Annotated in this window: 20 protein-coding genes and 2 pseudogenes; 10 read left to right on the top strand and 12 right to left on the bottom strand. The window is 51.5% G+C overall.

Going from position 1 to position 22,510, the window contains the following annotated elements; all coding sequences use genetic code 11:
• Positions 1–23: 23 nt before the first annotated feature.
• Both H6F76_RS10945 and H6F76_RS10940 read right to left on the bottom strand, forming a co-directional pair.
• Complete coding sequence (locus H6F76_RS10945; RefSeq protein ID WP_190508149.1) at positions 24–1,541, bottom strand: NADH-quinone oxidoreductase subunit M; 1,518 nt, start codon at positions 1,539–1,541, stop codon at positions 24–26.
• A gap of 15 nt (positions 1,542–1,556) precedes the next feature.
• A complete protein-coding gene (locus tag H6F76_RS10940) occupies positions 1,557–3,392 on the bottom strand; it encodes an NAD(P)H-quinone oxidoreductase subunit F (RefSeq protein ID WP_190508146.1) in 1,836 nt (611 codons plus the stop codon).
• Positions 3,393–4,148: 756 nt separating this feature from the next.
• On the opposite strand from H6F76_RS10940, the gene H6F76_RS10935 reads away from it, so the two are divergent.
• The 6 genes from H6F76_RS10935 to H6F76_RS10910 all read left to right on the top strand — a co-directional run bounded on the left by H6F76_RS10935 (position 4,149) and on the right by H6F76_RS10910 (position 9,465).
• Positions 4,149–4,457, top strand: a complete 309-nt coding sequence (locus H6F76_RS10935; RefSeq protein WP_190450293.1) for a carbon dioxide-concentrating mechanism protein CcmK — start codon at positions 4,149–4,151, stop codon at positions 4,455–4,457.
• A gap of 187 nt (positions 4,458–4,644) precedes the next feature.
• Positions 4,645–4,998, top strand: a complete 354-nt coding sequence (locus tag H6F76_RS10930; RefSeq protein WP_106256501.1) for a carbon dioxide-concentrating mechanism protein CcmK — start codon at positions 4,645–4,647, stop codon at positions 4,996–4,998.
• Between the two features lie 6 nt (positions 4,999–5,004).
• Complete coding sequence (locus tag H6F76_RS10925) at positions 5,005–5,307, top strand: EutN/CcmL family microcompartment protein (protein ID WP_190450294.1); 303 nt, start codon at positions 5,005–5,007, stop codon at positions 5,305–5,307.
• Positions 5,308–5,578: 271 nt separating this feature from the next.
• Positions 5,579–7,597: a ribulose bisphosphate carboxylase small subunit gene (locus H6F76_RS10920; RefSeq protein WP_190508144.1), complete on the top strand. Its 2,019-nt coding sequence runs from the start codon at positions 5,579–5,581 to the stop codon at positions 7,595–7,597.
• 156 nt (positions 7,598–7,753) lie between these two features.
• On the top strand, positions 7,754–8,374 hold the full coding sequence (locus tag H6F76_RS10915; RefSeq protein WP_190508142.1) for a transferase: 621 nt from the start codon (positions 7,754–7,756) through the stop codon (positions 8,372–8,374).
• Between the two features lie 323 nt (positions 8,375–8,697).
• Complete coding sequence (locus tag H6F76_RS10910) at positions 8,698–9,465, top strand: BMC domain-containing protein (protein WP_190508140.1); 768 nt, start codon at positions 8,698–8,700, stop codon at positions 9,463–9,465.
• Between the two features lie 180 nt (positions 9,466–9,645).
• On the opposite strand, the gene H6F76_RS10905 is transcribed toward H6F76_RS10910, so the two are convergent.
• Positions 9,646–11,703 carry an AarF/ABC1/UbiB kinase family protein gene (locus H6F76_RS10905; RefSeq protein ID WP_190508138.1) on the bottom strand — a complete coding sequence of 686 codons (2,058 nt, stop codon included), beginning with the start codon at positions 11,701–11,703 and terminating at the stop codon, positions 9,646–9,648.
• A 196-nt stretch (positions 11,704–11,899) separates the two neighbouring features.
• Positions 11,900–12,406: an N-acetyltransferase gene (locus H6F76_RS10900; protein WP_190508136.1), complete on the bottom strand. Its 507-nt coding sequence runs from the start codon at positions 12,404–12,406 to the stop codon at positions 11,900–11,902.
• A gap of 526 nt (positions 12,407–12,932) precedes the next feature.
• Between H6F76_RS10900 and recN the strand changes: the two genes are divergently transcribed.
• The gene (recN, locus tag H6F76_RS10895) at positions 12,933–14,909 is read left to right on the top strand and encodes a DNA repair protein RecN (RefSeq protein ID WP_190508134.1); all 1,977 of its coding nucleotides are present in this window, start codon (positions 12,933–12,935) and stop codon (positions 14,907–14,909) included.
• Between the two features lies 1 nt (position 14,910).
• Here the strand turns inward: recN and H6F76_RS10890 are convergent, their stop codons facing one another.
• On the bottom strand, positions 14,911–15,690 hold the full coding sequence (locus H6F76_RS10890) for a YdcF family protein (RefSeq protein ID WP_190508132.1): 780 nt from the start codon (positions 15,688–15,690) through the stop codon (positions 14,911–14,913).
• A 365-nt stretch (positions 15,691–16,055) separates the two neighbouring features.
• Positions 16,056–16,874: a YdcF family protein gene (locus H6F76_RS10885; protein WP_190508130.1), complete on the bottom strand. Its 819-nt coding sequence runs from the start codon at positions 16,872–16,874 to the stop codon at positions 16,056–16,058.
• Between the two features lie 295 nt (positions 16,875–17,169).
• Between H6F76_RS10885 and H6F76_RS10880 the strand changes: the two genes are divergently transcribed.
• From H6F76_RS10880 to H6F76_RS30995, 3 genes are all read left to right on the top strand, one after another.
• Positions 17,170–17,418, top strand: coding sequence for a hypothetical protein (locus H6F76_RS10880; protein WP_190508128.1), 249 nt, complete (start codon positions 17,170–17,172; stop codon positions 17,416–17,418).
• The gene (locus H6F76_RS10875) at positions 17,369–17,857 is read left to right on the top strand and encodes a molybdenum cofactor biosynthesis protein MoaE (RefSeq protein ID WP_190508126.1); all 489 of its coding nucleotides are present in this window, start codon (positions 17,369–17,371) and stop codon (positions 17,855–17,857) included. Before H6F76_RS10880 ends, H6F76_RS10875 begins: the two co-directional genes overlap by 50 nt.
• A gap of 138 nt (positions 17,858–17,995) precedes the next feature.
• Positions 17,996–18,127, top strand: a complete 132-nt coding sequence (locus H6F76_RS30995) for a hypothetical protein (RefSeq protein ID WP_277881212.1) — start codon at positions 17,996–17,998, stop codon at positions 18,125–18,127.
• 317 nt (positions 18,128–18,444) lie between these two features.
• Here H6F76_RS30995 and H6F76_RS10870 read toward each other — a convergent pair whose 3' ends face one another.
• The 6 genes and pseudogenes from H6F76_RS10870 to H6F76_RS10845 form a co-directional block, all read right to left on the bottom strand.
• Positions 18,445–19,284: an aldo/keto reductase gene (locus H6F76_RS10870; protein WP_190508123.1), complete on the bottom strand. Its 840-nt coding sequence runs from the start codon at positions 19,282–19,284 to the stop codon at positions 18,445–18,447.
• 30 nt (positions 19,285–19,314) lie between these two features.
• On the bottom strand, positions 19,315–19,632 hold the full coding sequence (locus tag H6F76_RS10865) for a DJ-1/PfpI family protein (RefSeq protein ID WP_190508121.1): 318 nt from the start codon (positions 19,630–19,632) through the stop codon (positions 19,315–19,317).
• 137 nt (positions 19,633–19,769) lie between these two features.
• The gene (locus H6F76_RS10860) at positions 19,770–20,882 is read right to left on the bottom strand and encodes an L-dopachrome tautomerase-related protein (RefSeq protein WP_190508119.1); all 1,113 of its coding nucleotides are present in this window, start codon (positions 20,880–20,882) and stop codon (positions 19,770–19,772) included.
• 183 nt (positions 20,883–21,065) lie between these two features.
• Positions 21,066–21,770, bottom strand: coding sequence for a TMEM175 family protein (locus tag H6F76_RS10855; RefSeq protein WP_190508117.1), 705 nt, complete (start codon positions 21,768–21,770; stop codon positions 21,066–21,068).
• 282 nt (positions 21,771–22,052) lie between these two features.
• Positions 22,053–22,397: pseudogene (locus tag H6F76_RS10850) on the bottom strand (glutathione-dependent formaldehyde dehydrogenase); the annotation flags it as partial.
• A 7-nt stretch (positions 22,398–22,404) separates the two neighbouring features.
• A pseudogene (locus tag H6F76_RS10845) lies at positions 22,405–22,510 on the bottom strand (IS1 family transposase); the annotation flags it as partial.

Here is a 22,510-nt window from a genome sequence, read left to right as displayed (position 1 = left end):
GAAGATGGGCTGTGGGCAAGTGCCTATTCCATTATTTCTGCTTTGGACATTGGTTGCGCCACCATTACTGTTGGGGCGATCGCCAAACGAGCAGGCAGCAATGAAGCCATCGTTGTTTCGCTGTAGTGTACCAACCAGTTTGGCTGTAGACCCAGCAGCAAAACCAAGGCACCTAAGACCATAGCTGGTGCACGATCGCTCCAGTAGACAGGCGGCAGATCCTGCACAGGTTCCGATAGGCGACCAAAAAAGACACGGTTGACGAGCAGCAAAAAGTAAACCGCTGTTAACCCGGTGCCGACCATTGACAGCAGCGTTTGGGTTGGGAAGATGGGAAAGCTACCCCGAAACACCAAAAATTCTGAAACAAAGCCCACCATGCCAGGGAGACCAGAGCTTGCCATTACACCCAGAATCATCAGACTGCCAATGAGTGGTAAGCCACGCTCCGGATTCAGCAACCCTTGCAGCACCTTGAGGTCACGGGTGCCTGTTTTTTGATACACCACACCAACTAGCAAAAAGAGCATCGCTGCAATGAGTCCATGACTGACCATTTGGCAGACAGCGGCTAGGAGGCTCAGAGGTGTAGCTGCCGCAGCGGCTAACAAGACGTAGCCCATATGCCCGATCGAGCTATATGCCACCATCTTTTTCATGTCTGTTTGCGCGATCGCCATAAACGCGCCATACAGCACACTTAGCGCCGCCCATGATGCCAACCACGGAGCCAGTACAGCCCACGCCTCAGGAAACAGCCCCAACCCAAACCGTAGTAGCCCGTAGGTACCCAGCTTTAGCAGCACGCCTGCTAGCAAGACTGAAATGGGGGTTGACGCTTCAACGTGAGCATCGGGTAACCAGGTGTGAAACGGCACTAGCGGGATTTTGATACCAAAGCCAATGAGCAGTGCCCCCAGCAGGAAAAACTGTTGTCCTAACGGCAAAGCCTGCGTTAGCAGGGGTTCGTAGCCAAAACTAGATGCACCTGTTAATAACGTTGAACCTAAAAAAGCCGCCAGAATCAAGATGCCCGAAATAGCGGTATAAATCAGAAACTTGGTGGCAGCGTAACCTCGGTTGGCTCCCCCCCAAATCCCAATCAGCAAGTAAAGGGGAATCAGCTCCACCTCGTAAAACAGAAAAAACAGCAGCAAGTTCTGAGCTAGAAAGGCTGCAGTCACACTTGCATTCAGCAATAACAGCAGGATGTAATAAAGACGGGGGCGACTGACTGATGGTGTGCCGCTTGCGATCGCGATCGTCGTCAGTAACCCGTTAAGGGCAACCAACGGCAGTGAAAGCCCATCCATACCCAGGTCATATGTCAAGCCAAGCGGTTCAATCCATGTAAGATGCTCGCTAAATTGCATCCCCGCCTGCCCTACGTCAAACTGGCTACCCAGCACGATCGTCCAGACAAATGTCCCCCCAGTTGTCAAAAGAGCGATCAAACGCGCCCGTGTAGGGATCAACGGTTCTCGTCCAAAGCCAACGAGAAGCGCACCCAACAGCGGTATCCAGATCAAAGCACTGAGCATTGTCCTACTCCAGAATCACCATGCGAACCAGACCAAAACCCCACCCAAGAGGCTCACTGCTACCATAATCGTGAGCAAATAAGCTTGAGACTGCCCCGTGATGCTGTACTTCAGGCTCTCGCCGCTGAAAATTGAAGCAATGCCCAAAAAATTGACCATACCGTCAACAATATAGCGATCGCACCAATTGCTAAAGCGGGCTAGCAAGACCACTCCATTGACCACGCTAATTTCGTACAGTCGCTCAATATAAAAGTCGTAGGACAGAAGATCTTGCAGCATCCGCCAGGGCAAGTGCACTGATCGCGACCATGCTTTGTGGAGATAGACCGTTGCCCCAATCAGGCACCCAATAATGCCTGACAGCACCAGCAAAAATGCCGCTGTGTGATTGAAATACTCCCAATCAGGCAACAGTGATAATCGTTGCATCATTAACGGTGTCAGCAACGTCACGATCGTTAACGATACCATTGGTACTGCCATTGCCCAGCCAACTTCTGGTGCGCGGCGAGTCTTCGGTTGCGGAGCGCCCAAAAACACCAGGCGAAAGACTCGAGTCAGGTTTAGCGCTGTCAGCGCATTGACCACTAGCACAACACCGACCAGCCAGGGCGCATCGGTCCAAAAGTCGTCCATGCCTAGCCGCAAAGCCCAAAAACCACCCAGCGGTAAGATGCCGACCAAGCCAGCAGACGCAACAACAAAGGCTGTCGTCGTCACTGGCATCCGTGACCATAGACCACCCATTTCAGTTAAGTCCTGGTTTTGCGTGGTAGTGATAATGGCACCCACGCTCATAAACATCAACGCTTTAGTAACCGCATGAGCAAAGAGCAGCATGAGCGCAAAACCAGTCCATTGAGTACCCACTGCCACAAACACCAAGCCTAGATAGGCACTAGTGGAATGAGACAGTGCACGCTTAATGTCAATCTGCGCGAGCGCCACGAGCGAGGCACCGATCGCAGTCATAGCGCCAATCACAATCAGCGTCGTCAATGCCACAGGCGAAAGGTTCAAAATCGGTTGCAGCTTAATCAGCACATAAGCACCGCAGGCAACCACCACCGAATTTCGTAAGATAGACGCTGGATTCGGACCTTCCATTGCCTCATCCAGCCAGAGATGGAGTGGAAACTGAGCACACTTGCCCGTTGGTCCAGCAATCAATGCTAAGCCCAGCAGCGTTGCTGTGAGGGGAGACAACGTTGCCGTCTCTGCCCACTCATAAAGGTCAGGGAAACTCAAGCTACCGCTCAACGTGGACAACGCCACTACACCCATCAGCAGCAAAATGTCGCCCACACGCTTGGTCAAAAAAGCATCCCGTGCCGCTGTAACAACCAGGGGTTGCGCGTACCAAAAACCAACTAGCAAGTAGGTTGAAAGCGTTAACAGTTCTAGCAGTCCGTAAGTTAGCAGCAACGAATTGCTTAAAGCCAGACCGCTCATTGCTCCTTCAAAAAAACCCATCAAGGCAAAAAACCGTGCCAGTGCCCAGTCTTTTTCCATATAGCCCAACGCAAATAATTGCGCCAGCAAACTCAGCCCTGTAACCAGCTCCATTGCACCCACGCTGACCGCTGAGATATCGAGAACAAAGGTTAAATCCAGATCTGCGGTTTGCAGCCAATGAAAGACTAGGGCTTGAGGCGGCTGATTCCAGGTCGATCGAAAGACGGTCGTGCCATGAATAAACGCCAGCACCGTCATCAAGAGATTAATGTAAGCGGCAGGCCGGGGACCCGTACGACGGACAATGCCGATCGTCCAAGGCAGCGTCAGTAGCGCACCCAAGACACCGTAACAAGGTATCCACCAACTATTTTGGAGGAGAAACTGAATCATTTAAAATACCATTGCACTAAAATGTCAGCAATTCTTACTAATTTCTAAGCAATCTTTACTAGTTTCTAAAAACTATGCACTCAATGCTAAAGACTCACTTTAAATCATTTCAACAGAACCAAAGTAGTTGATAAACTTGAGTTAATTATCAATGCATTAGTTTAACTAGCATTACTTTAGCTTAGGACTGCCGTCCTAAAAAAGCAAAACCTCAGACAACAAAAGCGCCTATAGTTTCATCAATCTTGACTTATCGCTACAAGTTAACTAATCGCATCAACGTCTCATAGACTAAATACAATGGATGGCATAGACTTTCGTCTATACCTCTGATGACGTTCCCTTTGCTGGCTGTAGTGTCGAGGCTAGCTCCGGGATCAACCTTAGTCCTGTCTAACAGTTGATCCCGGCAAAGTACACCTGACGGAAATGCCTGTCACATCGTCGCTCAAACGGTTATGAAGTAAATGGAACTGCTTAGCCGAGAACCCCTTAGACCACCAGAGGGTTTCGATCGCCAAAAATCAGCTTTCTTAATAGCTGAAATCTGAAAATATTATTTACAGTTATATTGCCAAACGTCAAACAATCGTTCTATTCTTAGAATCGAAGACACTCAAGCTTCAAAAAAAGCTTAAATCATGGCAATTTCGTCATCAATTTAAAGAGTATCCTTCGCAATGACCATTGTTACCAAATATTTGTATATAGCATCAAATGTTTGCACAGTGACTTATGACTCTGTAGGAGAGGAGTATGCCGATTGCTGTTGGAATGATTGAAACAAAGGGCTTTCCTGCGGTTGTGGAAGCTGCGGATGCTATGGTCAAAGCTGCCCGCGTAACCCTGGTAGGCTATGAGAAAATTGGTAGTGCACGTGTCACAGTCATTGTGCGCGGTGATGTCTCTGAAGTACAGGCATCCATCGTGGCAGGCGTTGCGTCAGCAGAGCGGGTCAACGGTGGTGAGGTTTTATCCACTCACATCATTGCTCGCCCTCACGAAAACCTGGAATACGTGCTGCCGATTCGCTACACCGAGGCGATCGAGCAATTCCGGGTGTAGTTAAAAGCAGGATGTTTCATCCTTTTTGTTCACATAACTAGACTTTATACGCTCGTTTAAAGCCACACCCTTCCACCCGTTTCCGCGATTTAACTGATTGGCGGAGCGGTTCTTGAGTGTTATTTGAACTGACTGTTTAGAGTTTAGACATTAACTTTTCGGCTATTTAATTTAGGGAGTACGACTCATGGCAATTGCTGTTGGAATGATCGAAACACTGGGCTTTCCCGCTGTTGTGGAAGCTGCCGATGCGATGGTGAAAGCTGCTCGTGTGACGCTTGTAGGCTACGAGAAGATCGGTAGCGGTCGCGTTACGGTCATTGTGCGCGGCGACGTTTCCGAAGTGCAGGCTTCGGTTGCGGCTGGTGTTGATAATGTGAAGCGCGTCAGCGGTGGACAGGTACTCTCGACCCATATCATTGCTCGTCCGCACGAAAACCTGGAATATGTTCTGCCTATCCGCTACACCGATGAAGTGGAGCAGTTCCGGGATAGCGTCAGTGGTAGAGCAATCCACGCTGGTCCTTACACCAGACCATAAAGCTGTATGCAGATTGCAAAAGTCCGTGGCACGGTCGTCAGCACTCAAAAAGAACCAAGCCTCAGTGGCGTGAAGTTCCTCCTCTTACAGTTTATGGATGAGGAGGGTGCTCCACTACCACGTTATGAAGTGGCAGCCGATCAGGTTGGTGCTGGGCTAGATGAGTGGGTGCTAGTGAGCTGCGGTAGTGCGGCTCGTCAGGTGGCGGGCAGCGAACATCGTCCGATCGATGCTGTGGTGGTGGGGATTATCGACACGGTTAGCGTTGACGATCGTCGCCTTTACAACAAGAGGGATGATTACCGTTAGTGTACGAACTTTAAACTCTGGACTCCAGACCAAAACCCTTAAAGCTGGCTAGTAATAGACCAAGGTCCGCCTGAAAAAGGTTTTGGCTGACCAGACTCTAGTCTCTGGGGAGAGAACGACTCACCCTAGAGACTAGAGTTGGTTTGCACAGGTGTAAGAGATTGTGGTGTTGGGTTCAGCGTTTCTAGTTTGGCTTCGTTCAGCTCACTCTGCTGCATGTCCCATCGTTTCAGCAGGGTCTTCTTTAAGTTTTTCTCAGGAGCATTCGTTTATGGTAGCTCGTAGCTCTGCGGCTCCCCCAACCCCCTGGTCAAAAAGCCTGACCACCCCAAAGATTGACGAATCTGCCTATGTACATTCGTTCTCAAACATCATTGGGGACGTTCGTATTGGTGCCAAAGTAATGATTGCACCCGGAACGTCAATCCGTGCTGATGAGGGTAGCCCTTTTCATATTGGCAATGGCACGAATGTCCAAGATGGTGTGGTGGTGCATGGCTTGGAGCGCGGGCGCGTCGTTGGTGATGACAATCATGATTATTCCGTCTGGATTGGAGACAATGCCTCTATTACCCATCTGGCGTTGATCCACGGTCCTGCGTATGTTGGCAACGACTGCTTTATTGGCTTTCGTTCCACTGTTTTTAATGCGCGGGTCGGTCAAGGCAGTATTGTAATGATGCATGCTCTCATTCAAGATGTTGAGATTCCACCCGGCAAATATGTTGCCTCTGGGTCGATAATTACAAATCAACAGCAAGCCGATCGCCTGCCTGATGTACAAGCAGGTGATATTAAGTTTGCAACACATGTATTAGGTATTAATGATGCGCTGCGATCGGGGTATCACTGCGCTGATAATGTTAGCTGTATAGCCTCTGTGAGGGATCAAATGACGCGGGCTTATGAATCAAGTGGATCGGCGAACTCAGCGAATACGCGCCTGAGTTCAGAAGTGGTGCAGCAAGTGCGGCAATTGCTCGCTCAGAATTTGCGGATTGGTACGGAGCACGCAGATGCACGACGCTTTCAGTCGGCATCATGGACAAGCTGTGAGCCGATTCAGGCAACGCGTGAGTCAGAAGTGCTGACCGCGTTAGATGCCTGTTTAGATGAACATAGTAATGAATACGTTCGCTTAATTGGCATTGACCCTAACGCGAAGCGGCGAGTCTTAGAAACAATCATTCAGCGACCCAATACGCGCACTGGCGATCAAACGCGGTCAGCGCCTGCAACCTATAGGGGTACGGATCGTACATCGGCTGGTACGGCTCCTTCCAGTCCTGTGCACGGTAATAACGTGAACCAGGGCGCGATCGCCCAAGTTAGCCAGTGGCTTGCTCAGGGTTATCAAGTTGGCTCAGAATATGCAGATAAACGCCGCTTTCAAACCAGTTCGTGGCAAAGCTGCGGTGCCATTAACGCTAGGCGCGAAGCTGATGTTATTGCAGCACTCCAAAGCCTTACTGCCGAACATGGCGGCGAGTATGTACGCCTAGTCGGTATTGACCCTCAAGCAAAGCGGCGCGTTGGCGAGATCATTATTCAGCGACCGGGTACTCCCTTTGCGGCTTCAACGTCACAAGGGTCTAGTAGCAGTGCTGCAACCTATGATTCCGGTGGTAGCAGTTATGGTCATGCGTCCAGCAACCTGGGTCAAGAGGTGATCGCGCAGGTGCGGCAGTTGCTCGCGCAAGGGCACCAAGTTGGGGTCGAACACGCCGACAAACGTCGTTTTCAAACCAGTTCCTGGCAGAGCTGCGGTGCGATTAATAACAAGCGTGAAGGCGATGTGATTGCAGCACTAGAGCGCTGCATGGCTGAACATAGCGGTGAATATGTACGTCTGATTGGCGTTGATTCCCAAGCCAAACGGCGCGTTGCAGAGTTGATTATTCAGCGACCGGGTGGGGCTTCTGCTAATGGTTCTGGTGGCAAGGCTGAAAGCAGCACGAGTTTTGGGGCTACTAGTTCCAGAGCTACTGCTGATAACGGTTCCAGCTACACTTCGTCTGCAACAAGCTTCAGTCAGGAAATAATCGGTCAAGTACGTCAGGCAATCGCGCAGGGCTATCAAATTAGCACCGAGTATGCAGATGAGCGTCGGTTTAAAACGAGTTCGTGGCAGACTGGCGGTGTCATTCAAGCAAAACGTGAAGCAGAGGTGCTGGCAGCTTTAGAAGCGGCTGTTTCGGAACAAGGTCGAGCCTACGTGCGCCTAGTTGGTACGGATCGTGAGGCAAAGCGCCGAGTAATCGAAACGACGATTAAGCGACCCACTAAGTGATCGCTCTGAACCAAGGATCGCCTGACTAATTGAAATAGTCAGACACGCAGCGTTGTTAGCTGTTGGTTACAAAGGTTGGTTCAAGCAGCGTTTAGTCCAACAGCTAGCAGTTAGCAACTTGTCGTTTTCTAACTTTCAAGTAAGGTTTTCCGTTTCATGCATGTGCCGTCGCTACAACCTGTGAATAGTTCTCACTTTTGTGTTAGTGGCGATGTCACGATTCATCCAACTGCCGTGATTGCGTCAGGGGTTTTACTCCAGGCAGATCCAGAAGCCCGCGTCATCATTGGTGCGGGTGTTTGTTTGGGTCTCGGTACAGTGATTCATGCTCATCAAGGGACGCTTGAAGTGGAGGCAGAAGTCACTATTGGTGCTGGGGTACTGGTTATTGGTACGGGCAAGATTGGCTCTAGCGCTTGCATTGGTGCAGCCTCAACGCTGTGGAATCATTCGATCGCCCGTGGGGAGATTGTGCCGCCGCTATCACTTTTGGGTGTGCCTAATGAGCGCTCGCCTGAGACGCAATCGACCGATCGTCAGCCGGCTGAAACCACAGTTATAGAGACTCCCAGCGTACCATCGGCTTCGCTGACCAAAGCTCAAGACTCCCCTAATGGTACGGTTGATCCGACTGCTAATCAGCCAGCGGCAGAAATTCAGCTTAGCTTTAGCACCCCTGTATACGGTCAGGCAAATTTAAACCGCTTACTGTCAACCTTACTGCCGCATAGACAAATGTTTCTTAACAGCAGTGAGGATGCAAAGAGTGACAGTTAGAGGTCAGGAGACAAGAGCCACTTAAAGCCTCAAACCATAATGTCCTAATGCAGCAATGACAGTACATAATCGTTAAGGCGAAACGAATCGCTTTAGACCTGAAAGCTAAAAGCTGTACCTTTTCTGAAAGAGCAACTAAACGCCAACGCAGGGCAACTCTTATCAATCCTCTTGGATTCGTGTTGAGGGTTAAACGTAGTCGAAAACCGATCAACAGGTACTTTTACTTCATGTACGTCCTTTAAACTGTTTCCGACCTCTGACCTTCTGCTGACTCGCAATCCAAGAGCCAAAGTTACAATTAAAAAGCAGTACCGAGGTTCATGATGGGGGGAGGTCAATACGATCCGAACGATTTTAGCGATACTGCCTTAGGTTTAGTGTCTACGCAAAGTTTTCCAGCGATCGTCGGTACGGCTGACATGATGCTAAAGTCGGCTGAGGTCGCTTTGGTAGGCTATGAAAAAATTGGCAGTGGACATTGCACCGCGATCGTTCGTGGCGGTATTTCTAACGTTCGCCTTGCTGTAGCAGCAGGGGTAGAGGCAGCGGAGCAATTTGGTCAAGAGGTGTCTAGCCTAGTCATTGCTCGTCCATTAGCCAATCTAGAGGCTGTGCTGCCTATTGGTAAATTGTTGGCTGATGCCGCACAAGGTTCAGGGGATAGTCGGTTGAGCAATCAAGCGATCGGACTACTTGAAACGCGCGGTTTTCCAGCTATGGTAGGTGCGGCTGATGTCATGCTTAAGTCTGCCGATGTGCAGCTTTCGGCACATGAAACGATCGGCGATGGTTTGTGTACTGTGATTATTCGCGGCGCAGTGGCAGATGTGGCAGTGGCGGTAGAAGCCGGAATGCATGAGGCAGAACGGATTGGCGAACTGCATGCGGTCATGGTGATCCCACGACCATTGTCTGACCTGGAACAAACGCTGCCACTAGCAAGCTGCTGGATCGAGCAGCCACTGCCGCTACGCTTGCCGATCGTTTCCAAAAAAGTGGCAGAAGCTGAACTGTTGGAACCGCTAAATCTAGAAGTTGCCCCTACTAAGCGCGAAGCACAAATGGAGCTTGAAGAGCCTCCAAGCTAGCTTACGTAGTACACAACTAATTTACTCTTGGCTTCACCCTTCTCCTTAAGGAGAAGGGTTTTTAGTTTAGACGGTTCCAGTTCACGCTTGCATTATGGGCTGAGAGTTAGGCACTCTATGCAGATTCAAAATGCAGGTGTCTCAAAGAAGCTGTCGCGTCAACTTACATCGCTCACCCACCTACAGATGGGCAGCTGGTAAACGCAATTGTTTAGAAGGCTGGTTGGCAGGATCAGCGTCACTCGTGAGAAGAAATTCGCGGATGAAACGGGCGATCGCTCGTTGCGCTAACCCGCCTGCAATTTGCTGCCCCATCTGATGAGCTTCTGGCTTGAACAGCAGTTTGGGGATTGCTGGTAGCAGTTGAGCTGGATCAAAGCCCTGTGTCTCCTTTAAGATGCCCCAAATGCGCTTGAGGTGTTCCAGCGTGGGCTGATCGGTCGTAACAGTGGCACGGTTGACGGTAAGACCTAGCCGTTCTGCAAAGCCATAGCGGATATTGTTGAGCGTTGCATTGCCAAACAGATCAAGTCCTTTAACCGCTTCTTCCACAATCTGGCGACGAATCAGATCTCCACGATCAGAGAAAAGGTAGTCCAGCGTTTGATCCACAACTTGGCTCAAATCGTAGTCAGTGCTGCCACGCGCATTTCGTAACAGGTTTTCCAGACGGTTCCAGCGAAAACTGCCGTCTTTAAAGAGCAGATCCTTAAGCGATGCCCGCAATTGTGGAGCCGGATCAGTCAAGAGACGTTTGGCAACATAAGGATAGGCTTTGCTTAAAACCTTGAACTCTGGATCAACGTTAATAGCGATCCCTTCAAGGGTAACGAGCGAGCGAATAATCAGCGCGTAATAAGCAGGCACCCGAAAGGGAAACTCGTACATCAAGGATGACAGTTGATCCGTAATGCTTTTGATGTTGATCTCTGCCACGCTCGTTCCTAATGCGTCATTAAAGACGGTCGCAAAAGCAGGAATGATCGGAGTCAGATCGGTATCAGGGGTAAGAAACTCTAAATTTACGTAGTCTCTCGCTAACCCTTCAAAGTCACGGTTAACAAGGTGGACGATCGCCTCAATCAAGCCGTAACGCTGGGCTGGTTTGACCTCACTCATCATTCCGAAGTCTAGATATGCCAGCTTGCCGTCAGGCGTTGCCAACAGATTACCGGGATGGGGATCAGCATGGAAGAACCCATATTCTAGAAGCTGACGGAGGGAGCATTGTACGCCCACCTCAATCAGGTAGCTGGCATCGGTTCCCTGTGCCCGAATTGCTTCTGGCTGGGTAAGTTTGATACCTGTAATCCATTCCATCGTCAACACACGCCGTCCCGTGTACTCCCAGTAAATTTTGGGTACGTACACATCTTTCATGTGCCCATAGAGTTGGGCGAAGCGCTCGGCATTCCGCCCTTCCTGGTTGTAATCCATCTCCTCAAAGATGCGGGCGGCGAACTCATCCATGATGGCAACCAGATCACTACGAATCTGTTTGAAGAATCGCATTGCCAGTGCTGCTAGCCCTCGCAGAATATAGGTATCCAACGCGATACTCTGTGCCAGCCCAGGACGCTGCACCTTAACAGCAACTTCTTCACCCGTTTTGAGCCTGCCGCGATAGACCTGCCCTAGTGAAGCTGCCGCGATCGGACTTTCGGTCAGTTCCGCATAAATCAGGTTAGGTGCATCACCTAGCTCTTCTTCGATAAAGCGATAAGCGATCGCATTATCGAAAGGTGGTAACTGGTCTTGCAGGCGGGTCAATTCTTCTAAATATGCAGGTGGCACCAAGTCTGGACGAGTTGACAACGCCTGCCCGACTTTAATGAAAGCCGGTCCCAAGCGCGTCAACATTTGGCGGAGACGTACCGCTTGCTGCTGATGCTTACGTTCGCTGAAGCCAACGCGAGTATTCCACCACCAGATCAGCCCAAACGTAATGAAGGGAAAGAAAATCTTGAGCACTCGTCCCCAGACCTGGAGAGGCTGCTGCTGATAATGTGCCGCGATCGCGTCTGCATTGTAACGCAGCGCACCATCAGTCTCATCAGGTAGGACAAGATCTGCTAACAGTAGGCGCTCTTCCAACTCAGCAGTGGTTGCGTCATCCACTACTAAGGTTGGAGTCACACCCTCTAACTCTGTTACCTCATGAAGCCGCCCTGCCGAGCCAAAAGGCATACGCTCTGAGTCTAACGAAGCGGGCATAGGCGGTGCAGTCTTAACATTCATGAATTTGCAGCCGGATGAGAGCAGTTATGTAAAGCATTGTAACAACAGTTCGTCTGTATCGTCAGACTGTCTCGTTAGATCTGTTGTCTTCGAACGTGTCAACACTGTATGCACAAGAACCGTTTTACTAAGTCAAGCACAACATTCCTCTACTTTGCTCCGTCCAGAGGGACAAATGCAAGGTGAGCTTTCCGCACTACACGTCATTGAAAGCAGACGGATAAACCACCCTGCCTCGATATGCCGCATGGAAGTGCTGTAATGGTTTGACCATAAAAGCAGCGTCTGGCACTGGAAAAGGAGACTCGATCGCGTACTCTACTGATGGCTTAAACCCAAAGCGTGGGTAAAACTGGGGATGCCCTAAAACAACAATTAAGGCTTCTCCTAACGAGTCTGCAACCGTTAAACCTGCTTGCACCAGCGCACTACCAATGCCCTGCTTTTGAAAAGCTGGCTGTACGGCAACAGGGGCTAGCGCTAGGATTGATCGACTCTCTTCGCCTACTAAATCGACATAGCTAAATAAAATGTGACCGACGATCGCACCCTCCTGCTCTGCAACAAGGGCTAAGGACGGGCAATAGCGATCGCTAGACCGAATGCGATCAATTAGTTGGGCTTCGTTTGCCTGACCAAAGGCTTGTGTCACAACTGTGGCGATCGCAGCGTAATCAGATTCAGTCTCAGGACGAAGCTTCATTGGCTAGTCTTTTTCGTGCTACTAGTACGACTTTAACTAAACCTGCCGCATAACCCATAAGACTACCAATGGGGGATATTTACCTGCTACAACCGTCAACGATCGCTGCCTGCAAACAGCTAACAGCCTAAAAAGCAGTTGCCAGCGCTTCAGCGGGGTGCAGCAATCGTATAAACGGTGATAATTAAAGTGGGCTGAACGATCGCTGCAAGAGAGCACATCAATATGTCGTACGCCGTAGTACAAAGCGATTGCTTTAGCATTGGTAGCACAGCCATGGCGCCTGCACCGGTTGTACCTGACACGCTTACATAAACTATCGTCGTCGCATCAGAGACCGCTAGTATCTAGAAGGGGAGTAGGGAATTGGTAATGGGATGTAGGGTAGAGAGTGCCGGAGCAGCAAAAGGATTCTTAAAAACCTTACACTTTAGCAGCACCTTAAAGTACTGAAAGTACGTTACAACAGCCTTCACCCACTCACCGCTTTATTCTCCCGCTCCTTCATCCCTCCCCACCCCTGCCCATGCTGCTTTCCCTGCGAATCGAAAATTTCGCTCTGGTAGATCACCTAGAGATCGGCTTAGATGCGGGTCTAACCGTGTTGACAGGTGAAACTGGTGCAGGCAAGTCGATTATCCTCGACGCGATCGATGCAGTACTAGGAGGCAAAGTTACCAGCCGTGCCGTTCGTACTGGAGCCGATCGCGCTCTTGTCGAGGCAGCCTTTAGACTTGATCCTGACCTCGCCTCCTGGCTGGAGCAGCAAGAGATTCAGCTCTCTGAGACTGCCCATCTGATCTGTAGTCGAGAGATTGTCGCCAGCCAGAGCAGCCAACGAAGCCGATCGCGCATTAACGGTGTGCTGGTTAACAAGCAACAAATGGAGCAACTGCGCGATCGACTCGTCGAACTCACGGCTCAAGGGCAAACCGTCCAGATTGGTCAACCACCCCTTCAGCGTGAATGGCTCGATAGCTATGGGGGGGAACCCCTGCTGAAGCAGCGATCGATCGTTGCCACTGCTTTCGCTGCTTATCAGCAAGCGCTCCAGACGTTAGAGAAACGCCGTAAATCAGAGCAAGAGCGCCTCCAACAGCTTGATCTCTTTGAGTATCAACTGAAAGAACTCACCGCTGCCAATCTTATAGAACCAGACGAACTGGATCAATTGGAGCAAGAACGCAAGCGTCTCAGCCACAGCGTGGAGCTACAACACCAGAGCTATCAGGTCTATCAAGCCCTTTACCAAAATGATGACGGCACTGAAGCCTGTGCAGACCTGCTGGGCAAAGCCGAAAACACTCTGAGGGAGATGGCAGAATATGACACCCAGATACAGCCCATCCTGGAAATGGTTAGTAACGCTCTCGCACAGGTAGAACAAGCCGGGCGGGAAATCAATGCCTACGGCGAAACGCTCGAGGCAGACCCACAACGCCTTCAGGATGTCCAGGGGCGCATTGTCGAGCTAAAGCAAGTGTGTCGTAAGTATGGACCCACTTTAGGTGATGCGATCGCCCTATATCAACGGCTTCAGGCTGATATGGACGAGCTTACGGGCGGCGGTCAATCCCTCGAAGATCTAGAGCGCGTGTATGAAGAACGGCGGAGTGTTTTAACTGAAGCCTGTGCTGCTTTAACGCAACAACGGCAAGCCACTGCCAAAGAGTTAGAGGAGCGGTTGGTCAGTGAACTCAAACCGCTGGCGATGGAGAAAGTGAAATTTCAGGTAGAGATCTCGCCTGCGTCTCCTTCTGCTTTGGGAGCTGATCGCGTCACTTTCCTCTTTAGCCCCAATCCGGGTGAGCCTCTGCAACCGCTGACCGAAATTGCGTCTGGTGGTGAAATGAGTCGCTTTTTACTCGCCCTCCAAGCCAGCTTTTCTCAAATTGATCCCGTTGGCACCTTAGTCTTTGACGAAATCGATGTGGGCGTTTCGGGACGAGTCACCCAGGCGATCGCCGAAAAACTCCACCAACTGAGTCAGCAGCATCAGGTACTCTGCGTTACCCACCAGCCGATCGTCGCCGCAATGGCAGACCATCATTGGCGCGTGAGTAAGCAGGTAATTGAGTCGGAGAAGGGAGAGGAGCAAGGAGCAAGAAGCAAGGAGCAAGGGGAAGCAGGGGAAGCAGCAGATACAAAGAACTTAAAACTCAAAACGCTTGCCCTTCCTAACCCGCTCGACTCCGTTCGCACTGTTGTGCGTGTAACGCCGCTCGACAACCAACAGCGACGCGAAGAATTGGCACAGCTTGCGGGCGGGCAATCCACCTCTGAAACAGACCAAAACCAGGACGCCGTTGCCTATGCGTTTGCCGATTCGCTGCTGACGCAAGCAGCAAACTTACGGCAGGCGCGATCGCCTCACTCTAATGGTGCTACTGCTGAATCGAAACCTGTCGCTGAACCGAAACCGGCTGCGAAACCCAAAGCTGACCCTGAACCAAAAGCGACCGTTGAGCCGAAAGCGAAGGCGAAAACGCGATCGCGCAAATAGCCTATCCCTTTGCGGCTAACGGTTCATGCCTGCTTACAGCCACTTCACGCTCACCAAACCGACCTTTGAGAACGTAACTAAGAATGCCACCATATTCCCTGGCAATAATGTTTAAACGCTCTCGGTAGCCTAGATTAGACGGCACAGAACTAGGGTATGCAATAACCTCAAATCCCAGACTCTCAAAAGTAAGTTGCGATCGCAGCATATGAGGCGAGTCTGTGACTAAAATGATGCGCTTAGCGTTTTGAGGCAAGAGTAAATCGGCTGTGAACTGGGCATTTTCTTCAGTCGTGAGCGAACAGTTCTCACCGCTAATTGCCTCCTTGGGAACACCGTTCTCTAGCAGTTGGCGTATCAGCAACCCTGCATCGCCACGCCCGCTGACAAAAATGTGCGGTGCCCGTTGTGCCTGCCAAAGCGACATCGTTGCATCTATGCGATCGCGCATGAAACGATGACCTCGGCCCAAAATCACGATTGCGTCTGCTTTTGCACCTGAATCAGCCGGAATTTGGCTAGTTAATGCCTGTGTCGCTAGGGCAAGCCCGGGTGGTGAGGTAAGGATGAGGCAAGCTAACGTCAGCGCTACAACAATCTGAGTACGCCGTCGATTCCAGCGGAACCGTTGGCTCCAGCGGCGGAGTTGTGCTCGTTTAGAGGGCTGACGTAAGAGCCATACGCACCACAACACAGCCAGAAGGAGCAGCCCCAAAACAGCAAGACGAGTCGGTAGAGAGAGCGGCTGCGTCAAGCGCTTGGAGATTAGCTGGGTAAGCATGACCCATTTGCTACGTAACCGGGGGCAAGCATCAGAATTTAGTATCTGGCTACTGATAGCAAAGATCTGAATCACGTCTAACTCCTGAATTGGTAGCAAAGCAGTGTGTTAGTAACGGGCTTGTTACAACACTGCGCTCATTTTAGGCTGCCTGTACTTACATAGTTTGTAGTCCTGATGAACCTCACTGGCTGCTCTATAAGTTTTTTGTGAGGGGCAAATAGAGGCTTTGCTCAGTGCTGCTGCGGGGCGCGCTGATTGAGGACCTAGCGCGATAGAAGGACACAACGGGTTTCGAAATGACTGGGCGCGATCGCGTCTATACAATGGACAGAATGTTGTTTGGGTAAGCGAGCAATAGCTGTTTAACCTTCCACTGCCGGAGCCACAAGCTGATCCGGTGAAGCCTCCTTCAGGGGGACGATCGCGGTTGGGTTAAGATCAGCGGCAGATGGCTCGCGGGGTAGAAAGCGCCCCTGCAAACTATAGCCAACGATGCCTAAATATTCTCGAAAGACCAGAAAGGCTTTCGTTCTAGCATTCAAACCCTGGGGCAGCGGATTGGTGTACGGTGTCACATCAAAGCCGAGGCTGCGAAACGTCAGGAGCGATCGCAGCATATGAGGTGGATCAGTCACCAATAAAATATGATGCACATTTCTCGGTTGCAAAATGGCAGCGGTGAAGCGAGCGTTTTCTTCAGTAGTGCGAGAGCACGGTTCACCATCGATCGCATCCGCAGGAATCCCTTTCTTCTCTAGCATTGTGGCAATTTCCTGGGCATCGCCCCAGCCACTCGCAAACAGCAGCGGTGCGCGACGTGCCTCCCAAAGCTGCGCTGAAACGTCAACTCGTTGGGGTCTCATTGCTTTGCCGCGTCCTAGGATCACGATCGCATCCGCAGGTTGACCAGCATCAGACGGCAAGAATGTAATTAGCGCCCGACTGCCAATTTTGAGCATTATTGGTGATAGCACCAGTAAATAAGCCACTAACAGCGCAGCGCCTAGCCCACTAATGCGTCGTCGCCAGCGCAAGCGACGAAACAGCCACGGCAAGACAATAATGAGCACTAAAGGCGGAATCACTAGTGCAGGTGTTGTCAGCCAACTAAAAAGTTGCCAGGAAAGGCTTGTCCAACTATTTGTCAGTGATCTTTGCGCACAGAGTGTTGGGTCTAGCATTGCTGTCACCTGATCAATTTTTTCTTGCCATACTCAACAACGATCGTTAGCCCTTGCGTCTCAAGCGTTTGTTAACAGAAAAACAGTAATGAGATAAGCAAACGTCTTAATTCAGTCGGTACCACCTTAACCTCTCTAGCCTTTGATGGCAGCAGTTGGATGGGTCAATACCAATGCCCTTTTTACACACTACAAAGCAAGCTCCCCTGCCTACGGCTTTCCCGTTATAAGAAAGATTAAGCGAGATCAATCAGGAAAATCTGTAGCTAGTACTTTCTGAGTTGCTCTAAGAGAGGTGCAAAAGCTTACATTTGGGTCTCAAAAGCTTGCTGATAGCGGCAACAGCCTTTTGCTGAGACTTAGGACGACTGACCCATACGATCGCTTCAAACGATCGCATCCAGGCGCTACACTTGAGGCTACCAACGCCATTCTCTTGCAATACTGGAATGTCGCTGAGGCAAGAGCATATAGCCGTGATTCATACTGCCCCTATGCAAACCAGACCGTCTCCCGTTTCCATTCCTACAGCCAGCAACGATAGCCTGGTCATTACCTTTGCACCGTTGCTACTGTCGGATGTGTATGCACTGGCAGAGGATGATGCCAATGGAGCGATCGTGGTGATGAGCGGTACGGTGCGCCATCAAACAGATGGGAGACCTGTGGTAGCGCTGGAATATCAGGCGTATGAACCGATGGCACTGCAAATCTTTCGCCAAATTGCAAACGACATCCACAAGCGCTGGTCGGAGGCAACTCGTGTTGTCATTCATCACCGCACAGGACGGCTGGCAATTGGTGAAATTAGCGTGCTGGTAGCAGTCGGCTGCCCCCATCGTGCGGAGGCGTTTGAGGCGTGCCAGTACGCGATCGACACGTTGAAACACAACGCACCGATCTGGAAAAAAGAAATCTGGCAGGATGGTTCTAGCAGTTGGGTCAGTATTGGAGCCTGTGAACAGCCTGGGGAGAATTGTTAGGGTGCGATCGCTATACCCAAAGTAAGCTTTTTTACTCTCTCCTATTATGAGTCTGATGATCTCAGATGAATTAATTCAAGCCTCTGGGCTCTCTTCCAATCTCTAACCTGATTTTGGTAGGTTACATTCACCTGCTTCATGGCGCGAGACGAAGCCTATCAAGAATCAGAACGACGAATTGAAGCAGCCCGTCAGGAGGAAGCTACAGAACTTGATCTGAGTGGGCTAGGTTTAATGAAACTACCAGAAGCGATCGCCTCTCTCACTTAATTGCAAAAGCTTGATCTTTTTGGTAACCAATTGATGGAACTGCCAGAAGCGATCGCCTGGTGCCGTCTGAGGTGCCAACGCCTCAGCGCGACTCAATGATCTGGCGATCAATTTCTGGTAGGCAGTCCAGCAATCCTCCAACCTGCTCAGTTGACGTACTCCCCTGATTAAAAATCAAGGGGAAACTCATGCGGATGTTACGAGGCAGGCTGAAGCACCGACTTCGCACCTTTGTTCCTGCTTCTTTGACTCTTAACTAGACTGTTGAGCGTCCCCGTCAGACCGTCTCTTAACAGGAGACTTGCGGGAGTTCAGGCTTACAGCATGGGAAGCACGCGGGGATGAGATCCGGTCGGGAAGGCTGCGTCGATTCGATCGATCTCGGTTTGGGTGAGATTGAGTTCCCCAGCTCCCGCGTTTTCGGCGGCGTGTTCGGGGTTGGATGCCTTGGGGATTGTGAAGAGCGAGGGGTGCCGCACTAGAAATCGGAGCGCGACTTGGCGAGGGGTGGCGTTATGGGCGGCGGCGATTTCCTGTAGTACGCGACCTGCGGTTGTGCGCGAGCTGGGAAAATCCCCATGACCAAACGGGCTGTATGCGACTACGGCGACCCCATGCTTCTCACACCAGGGGATCACAGCGTGTTCGATCGCCCGCTCGCTCAAATGGTAAAGGACTTGATTGCAGACGAGAGAACCCTTGCCAGCGATCTTCTGGACTGCTTCAAGGTCAGGCACATCGAAGTTGCTCACACCCCAGGAGAGAATCTTCCCCTCGTGCTGAAGCTGCTCGAAGGCAGCGATCGTCTCCTCCAGTGGGTGTTGACCGCGCCAGTGCAACAGATAAGAGTCCAGCCGATCGGTATGAAGTCGAGCGAGCGATTTCTCGCAGGCTGCGATCGTCCCTGTCCGAGAAGCATTTCCAGGAAGAACCTTGGAAACCAGGAAAACCCGATCGCGTCGTCCAGAGATCGCCTCTGCGACCACCTCCTCGGCGCTGCCGTACATCTCCGCCGTGTCGATGTGGGTCATACCGAGATCGAGTCCTTGGCGCAAAGCGGCGATCGCAGAGGCGCGGTCACCGTTGTCGATGTACCAGGTTCCTTGACCGATCGCTGCCACCTCGCGCTGCGTGGAACCAAATCGATGCTGTTCCATACTTGTCCTCCTGATTAACGCTCCGAGTTTTCACACCGTCTGCCTTACCTGCCCTGCATGGCTGAACAGCTCGATCATTTCCCGGTTGAAGGCTGGGATGTCGTCTGGCTTGCGGCTCGACACGAGGTTGCTATCAACTGGATTTACTTTATCGAGGGGGACATCTACCGGGAAAAAATCCCCTTTGTCATAATGGTTCCAGCCCTGAACGCGATCGCTCTTAGGTGAAATGATGTAGGTTTGAGCACCTGCTGACTCAAGGGCTTGCTTGGGTTGAGCCATTTCAACTTGCTCAAAGCCATCTGTAACCAGAATGGCAACTTTCTTATTCGTGAGATCTTCTGTCATCTCTACCTCCTAAAGTGTTGGCTAGACTTGGTTTTTTCATGTTCTTGTGGGGTTTAGGCAGCCTCACCTGGCTTGAGCACAACTTTGATACAGTTGTCCTTCTTGTGCTTGTTGTGCAACCCTCGCGTTTTCGAGCCTCACCGCAGTAGAACAGGTTGAGCGTCGATGCGAACGCGAAAGAGCGTATACGGCTTTTGGCGCAGGTCTTTTCCCTTTTGGTATTTCGCCTGACGATGCAACTGATTTGCTGTGACGTAGAGGTATCCATCTGCCGCAACGGACATTGTATCGGGCCACAGAAGACGGGGGTCGTGTACTACCGTTTCCCACTCTCCATCAGAACGGCGACGCAGAACCGCATTATGCTCGTAGTTCGTCGAGTAAATATACCCTGCCGCGTCTGTTTCGAGTCCATCGGAAGCACCGCCCCTGTCTCCTTCATCAATCACGGTTGCAGCAACGGCACTTTCGTCAATCGAGCGATCCACGAGTGCATCAATGGCAACACTGTAGAGCCGTCGGCTAGCAAGTGGGCAGTAGTACAGGCGTGACCCGTCTGCACTAATGGCAATCCCGTCTGACCCCATTTGCATAGGCTTGGTCTTCCCGTCCGGCTGACGTTCTAACAACGGACGACCCTCGACGATCGGGCGGAAACTTGATAGCGCCTCAGCCTTTGTAGATGGATGATCGTGCAGCTTGCGCCAGCTCTCGCCTGATGCCAAATCTACTACAATAATTCCGTTTGCCCCTTGGTCAGACGAATCGGTAATGAATGCCATGCCTTCGGTACCGCGCCGCAGGTCGAAGCGGACATCGTTCACATAGCTGGTAGGCAGGGCGACATCTTGGGGAAAGAGGATTGTTTTGATCACGCGATCGCTCGTCAAATCCACACAGACGAGCTTTGGTCCACCATACTGCGTCGGCTGGAACATCGGACTGCCCGTGTCGAGAATCCATAGGCGATCGGCCGGATCGACAACCACACTTTGCACAGACACCAGCGTCCCAGCGAGGTCGTTAGGGTTGGTACGATTGATTGCCTCGTCAGGGTAAGCTACAGAACGGCCTTCCCGGACTTCCGCCACGGTGAATGCGACCTCATCACCCCACTTTGGAAAATTGACGAAGACGCGCCCCTGATGTGACACTGTCACGCCGGTTAGCATTGCGCCGTCAAAGTGAGCAACTGTCTCCAGTGTGCCTAACGACTCATCGGTGGGTAACTTCTGCAACTGACTAACCATTTTTCTATGTTTCCTCTAAACGTTGGCTGTATGAATCTCGATTCCGTCTGCTCCACGCTCGTTTACCCTGGCTTGCTTCTCCCTTGCCGCCAGCTAGATTGTGTGAGCTTGCTGTTCCAATTTCAGCCCTATCAGCCCAGGATAGGGTTGAGTTAGACTAAGCCGATTAACCTCGCGCAGTAGCTACTCGCTCAAGTACTCAGCCTCGTTCGGCTGCTCTCCAGGCTTATAGCGCGGCTTGGGCTGTGGCAGCAGGAAGAAGGCGACGCACAGCAACGCGATGACCACTCCGACGCGCGGTGCCACGATCGCGATCGGAACTGCGGCGATCTGGATCAGCGTCGCAATGCCATAGCGGCGCGTCATCTGCCGGAGGAAATCGGTCGTGAGCCGTTCGTCCATCACCCGGCGGCCCGGCATTCCGTAGAACCACTTCGCCATCCAGGTGCAGGCGGTCAGGGCAAGACCGGCAACCAGGGTCAGCGACGCGACGGGCTCGAAGCCCGTGCCGAGGTGGAAGCACCAGACGCGAATTGGATAAGGAATGACGACGATCGCCAGCAGGAACAGGAGGTTGATCGCGCCGAACCAGTGATCACTCTTCGCGTAAATGCGGCCCGAATAATGGTGCTGCAGCCAGTAGGCGCCGATCACGACATAGCAGAGAATCAGCGCGAGATATTCGCGCCACTGCTCGGCCATGGCGCTCGCCAGGTCGCTGTAGCCTTGCGGGCCCTCGGGCGATCCGGGGACCTTGATCTCGACGATCAGCAGGGTCAGCGCGATTGCGAAAACTGCGTCGCTGAACCCCTCGAAGCGGCCGAGCCCGCGCTCGGCACCGTGTGTTTCCGCGTTGTTGCGTTGGTTAGGCCCTTTGCGTAGAATCATGTGAGTCGTGTCTCCCCTGCAGAAGCCGATCCTCGCGGCGCAGCCGTCGCTAAAGTAGTCAGGCTATAAACATAAATCACCCTAGGGGCGCGTAATCTTTGTAGGACGATCTCCTAAGCCCTTAACGAGTGCCAAGGCCCCAACGCGGCTCAAGAGTCTGGTGATCGCTTTTGGGTAGGCAGTCCAGCAATCCTCCAACCTGCTCAGATAGGAGCGATTGAACTACCAATGACTCTGGACTGGCTGAATCATTGGTAGTTCTAAGCTTGCCTCACTGGGATTTCAGGCACTCTGACCTGGCTTGAGTACGATCTTGATGCAGTGATCCTTTTTGTGCTTAAAGATCTCGTAACCATCCGGGGCTTGCTCTAGCGGTAATCTGTGGGTAATCACAAACGAAGGATCGATATCGCCCTTCTGAATGTGCTCCAGTAGCGGGGTAAAATACCTGTGAACGTGAGTCTGTCCCGTTTTCATGGTCAAGGCTTTATTCATAAAAGCCCCCATGGGAATCTTGTCTACAAAACCACCAAATACACCGGGAAGGGATACGGTGCCACCTTTACGACAGGCAACGATCGCCTGTCTAAGCGCGTGCGGGCGATCGGTTTCTAAGCGCACCGCTTGGGTAGTGCTACACAAGTAATGATGCGTTGTAGTGATGGATGAAATACCAAAGGGCACCAATATGATTCTCTACGGATTTTGAAAATGACAAGGTTTTGCGAACCAGTCGAGAC

The organism is Leptolyngbya sp. FACHB-321, from assembly GCF_014695975.1.
In the GTDB taxonomy this organism is placed as follows: Bacteria; Cyanobacteriota; Cyanobacteriia; order Leptolyngbyales; family Leptolyngbyaceae; genus Stenomitos.
Note: the sequence above shows the minus strand (reverse complement) of the source record. Positions and strands in the feature narration are given on the sequence as shown.

Excerpts from the sequence above, each read along its gene's own strand:
- H6F76_RS10940 (WP_190508146.1), bottom strand. The coding sequence starts at position 3,392 with ATGATTCAGTTTCTCCTCCAAAATAGTTGGTGGATACCTTGTTACGGT.
- H6F76_RS10870 (WP_190508123.1), bottom strand. The coding sequence starts at position 19,284 with ATGGAACAGCATCGATTTGGTTCCACGCAGCGCGAGGTGGCAGCGATC.
- H6F76_RS10875 (WP_190508126.1), top strand. The coding sequence starts at position 17,369 with ATGCAAACCAGACCGTCTCCCGTTTCCATTCCTACAGCCAGCAACGAT.
- H6F76_RS30995 (WP_277881212.1), top strand. The coding sequence starts at position 17,996 with ATGGCGCGAGACGAAGCCTATCAAGAATCAGAACGACGAATTGAAGCA.
- H6F76_RS10865 (WP_190508121.1), bottom strand. The coding sequence starts at position 19,632 with ATGACAGAAGATCTCACGAATAAGAAAGTTGCCATTCTGGTTACAGAT.
- recN (WP_190508134.1), top strand. The coding sequence starts at position 12,933 with ATGCTGCTTTCCCTGCGAATCGAAAATTTCGCTCTGGTAGATCACCTA.
- H6F76_RS10925 (WP_190450294.1), top strand. The coding sequence starts at position 5,005 with ATGCAGATTGCAAAAGTCCGTGGCACGGTCGTCAGCACTCAAAAAGAA.
- H6F76_RS10890 (WP_190508132.1), bottom strand. The coding sequence starts at position 15,690 with ATGCTTACCCAGCTAATCTCCAAGCGCTTGACGCAGCCGCTCTCTCTA.
- H6F76_RS10860 (WP_190508119.1), bottom strand. The coding sequence starts at position 20,882 with ATGGTTAGTCAGTTGCAGAAGTTACCCACCGATGAGTCGTTAGGCACA.
- H6F76_RS10935 (WP_190450293.1), top strand. The coding sequence starts at position 4,149 with ATGCCGATTGCTGTTGGAATGATTGAAACAAAGGGCTTTCCTGCGGTT.
- H6F76_RS10855 (WP_190508117.1), bottom strand. The coding sequence starts at position 21,770 with ATGATTCTACGCAAAGGGCCTAACCAACGCAACAACGCGGAAACACAC.
- H6F76_RS10900 (WP_190508136.1), bottom strand. The coding sequence starts at position 12,406 with ATGAAGCTTCGTCCTGAGACTGAATCTGATTACGCTGCGATCGCCACA.
- H6F76_RS10905 (WP_190508138.1), bottom strand. The coding sequence starts at position 11,703 with ATGAATGTTAAGACTGCACCGCCTATGCCCGCTTCGTTAGACTCAGAG.
- H6F76_RS10945 (WP_190508149.1), bottom strand. The coding sequence starts at position 1,541 with ATGCTCAGTGCTTTGATCTGGATACCGCTGTTGGGTGCGCTTCTCGTT.
- H6F76_RS10915 (WP_190508142.1), top strand. The coding sequence starts at position 7,754 with ATGCATGTGCCGTCGCTACAACCTGTGAATAGTTCTCACTTTTGTGTT.
- H6F76_RS10920 (WP_190508144.1), top strand. The coding sequence starts at position 5,579 with ATGGTAGCTCGTAGCTCTGCGGCTCCCCCAACCCCCTGGTCAAAAAGC.
- H6F76_RS10910 (WP_190508140.1), top strand. The coding sequence starts at position 8,698 with ATGATGGGGGGAGGTCAATACGATCCGAACGATTTTAGCGATACTGCC.
- H6F76_RS10930 (WP_106256501.1), top strand. The coding sequence starts at position 4,645 with ATGGCAATTGCTGTTGGAATGATCGAAACACTGGGCTTTCCCGCTGTT.
- H6F76_RS10885 (WP_190508130.1), bottom strand. The coding sequence starts at position 16,874 with ATGCTAGACCCAACACTCTGTGCGCAAAGATCACTGACAAATAGTTGG.